General features: G+C 34.7%; 4 protein-coding genes. All 4 read left to right on the top strand.

Features of this window, described 5'->3' with window-relative positions:
* On the top strand, positions 1–1,150 hold a 1,150-nt coding region (locus ABUA47_RS22160), incomplete at its 5' end, for a hypothetical protein (RefSeq protein ID WP_349832060.1).
* Between the two features lie 81 nt (positions 1,151–1,231).
* On the top strand, positions 1,232–2,125 hold the full coding sequence (locus tag ABUA47_RS22155; RefSeq protein ID WP_004319190.1) for an immunity 22 family protein: 894 nt from the start codon (positions 1,232–1,234) through the stop codon (positions 2,123–2,125).
* A 92-nt stretch (positions 2,126–2,217) separates the two neighbouring features.
* Positions 2,218–2,673 (top strand): macro domain-containing protein, encoded by a 456-nt coding sequence (locus ABUA47_RS22150; protein WP_004319182.1) that lies wholly within the window; start codon positions 2,218–2,220, stop codon positions 2,671–2,673.
* Positions 2,674–2,773: 100 nt separating this feature from the next.
* A partial coding sequence (locus ABUA47_RS22145; protein WP_349832058.1) for a hypothetical protein occupies positions 2,774–3,003 on the top strand: 230 nt, incomplete at its 3' end.

The raw sequence follows: 3,003 nt of genomic DNA, 5'->3' as shown, positions 1-3,003 counted from the left end.
CTATAACATACACCTCAATCGCCCAAAATGGCGATTAGCTGCCGAACATTACCCACGTAGTAAAGATATGTTTAGAACACAAATTGAAATATTTACCCCTCGCAGTTTTGGAAGAATTCCAAGACATCCCGAAGATGGTTACATGGCTGAAGATGTAACTGAATCCATAATTCATCAAATAAGCGAGGAAAAACTTATCAAGAGAGTTCAAATAAGCGATTATATTCCTAATACTGTTCTCGAAAAATTGAATCGCTTATTTATATTACGTCCTGATATTTCTTTTCGTGTATATGGAGGAGCTGACAAAAAATTTGGATATGGAGATGATTTCAATGGTTGGAATCTGGATTTCCTGCGATTTGTTCCTGATGTACAAAATATCGTAATAGGCGATTTTGAATATAAGAATACTGGCTTATCTATTCTTTCAAGTTTGTCAAATCTAAAATCATTGACATTAGATATTTATGATTTAAGGGATTTTTCTTTTGTCAAAACGCTGTCAAGCCAGTTGGAGCATTTGTATATAGATGCGATTTTGAAGAATGGCAAACCTGTGTTTGATTGCCAATGGCTTGTACGATTCAAAAATCTCCAATCCCTCTTTCTCGGGAAATTAGATAAGAATCTTGAATCTATCGTAGGACTAAGTCAATTGAAAAAGTTGGAATTAAGGGCTGTCAAGAACAAGGATTTGTCTTTCTTAAAACAAACGCCTATTAATGACTTGTCCATTTGGTGGTGTGACGGTTCAAAAATAGACTTGACGGTTTTGAGTGATTTTAGGACTTTGCGCCAACTAAGACTTATTAGAATATCTAAATTGGATGATATTTCATTCGTTAGCACACTCACGGGACTTGAAAGACTTGAGTTGATTTTGTTAGCCAATATTACTAAGATACCAAACTTATCCAATCTAAACAAATTGACCGAAGTTTATATTGACACGTTAAATAAGTTGGTTGATATTACAAGTCTTGTAAATGCTAAAAATTTGAGAAAAGTAAATATGTTAGGCGTTAAAAGTATGACAAAAAAATCTGTATATGCAGTATTAGATAATCCGAATGTGGAAGAATTACGCTGTTTTGGCGGCAAATCAGAAATAAGTGATATACAAATAAATCGAAAAGACAAAAAATAAATTACGTGGGTAACAAGCACCTGTGCCACCTAACGGCGGCAAGCTGCATCCCATTAGTCGCTTGAAAAATAAAAAAAGAAAATGAGTAAGATAATGATATGGGTCGGTCAATTCGATTCCGAAGCTGACGTTGAGAAATATATGGATCAATCGGCTTTCCGTCAATGGTGGAAAGATTATGATGAAGACAATAAGGAACTTCGTTGCCAGTTCTGTAAGGAGCTTGGTGTAATGAACTATGATGAGGATTTTCTTATTATGAAATTCACATCTGACGGCTTGGCAGGATTACTTAACCTTATTCCTGCTGATACCCAAAAGATAAGTCTGTCGATGGCTGATAAAAATATTACAATGGCAAATGCTGTTATCTGCTATAATTGTCGTGAGGGTATATCTCCTAAGAAGGCAGAGAATGCCACAACCATGACTTATCTTGGTACGTTTGAGTTTGAACTGTCGCCTGAAGGTGTACAAGGGTCTAATGCTGGATTAGAATATATGATTTGGATTGGCACAACCGATAAAAGTCGGGAAGAATTTATGGAGTATTTCAATCAAGATGAATACATGAAAGAAATACGAGATTACAAAGAAAGTCGTACAAAGAAACGCCCAAATCCGGAACATCGCTGTCAGTTCTGTAAAGACATTAATATAAAGTATTACTATCCAGAATTTCTAACTGTGGAAATTAAGGATGAACCCGAAAATCCTTTTAATCTTGTTAGAATGATGATTGATAACAAACTTGTCCTTGACTGGTATATTGAGTCCGATATTGATGAATACCACATAAAGCCATCAAATTGTATTGTGTGCTATATACCCAATGGTTTCAAGGACAACAAAAGGAATCAGAAAATCTTTATTAAGAAGAAAAATTATGATTCATATGAAACACCTAAAAAATTTGTGGATGAATTAGACAGTTACAACGGTATTCAATATTTGGAAACTTATATTGCAGAATAAAGCGACTAACAAACGGATAATTTCCCTTAAAGGTCGATTATCCACTGGACATTATCTGCCCAGAATAATTAACAATAAAAAAGAAAAAAACAATGATTAGGTATATTGAAAAAGGCGACATATTCCGTATTGATGGAGTGAGCAGTTATGCGCATGGTTGTAATTGTGCCGGTGCAATGGGTAAAGGCATTGCCGTACAGTTCAAAAGCAAATATCCAGATATGTATCTTGAATATAAGCAGTTGTGCAAAGAAAATAAGTTTTGCCCCGGTGATGTTTTTGATTATGATTATGGCAATGGACATATATATAACCTTGGTACTCAAGCAACGTGGCGAACACGAGCTAAAATAGAGTATATCGAAAAGGCACTGATACAGATGCTTGAGTTAGCCAGTGGTGATAATGTAACGGCAATAGCCTTACCTGCAATCGGTGCTGGATTAGGAGGATTAAAATGGGATGATGTAAAAGCAATTATAGAGACAGTTTCAAATGATTATCCTAATGTTGATTTGTATGTAGTTGAAACTTATCAAAGCGAATAAAGGCAGATAACAAGCGTATCAATCTCCCTAAAGGACGATTATTCGCCGAACATTATCGTTTAATATGGTAAGTAGAAAAGAAACAGTAAAAAGTTGTTGTGTGAATATACTTGATGATGTAAAAAGAATATTAGCGCAACCTTTTGAATGTAGGAAGACTTCTCTTCCTGATGGTGCATTACATAATGTACAAAAAGAATTGGAAAATATGATTAATGCGATTGATAAAGATATTTACTCGTTTACACCAAGTTATGGCAAATATCTAATAGATTGTTGGCTTGGAGATGAATTAGTAGATAAACTTCTTGATGTTTCTTGTCAATATGA

The organism is Bacteroides sp. RTP31139st1_H2_RTP31139_211217 (assembly GCF_040227615.1).
Taxonomy (GTDB): Bacteria; Bacteroidota; Bacteroidia; order Bacteroidales; family Bacteroidaceae; genus Bacteroides; species Bacteroides uniformis.
This window is presented reverse-complemented; position numbering and strand designations above follow the sequence as displayed.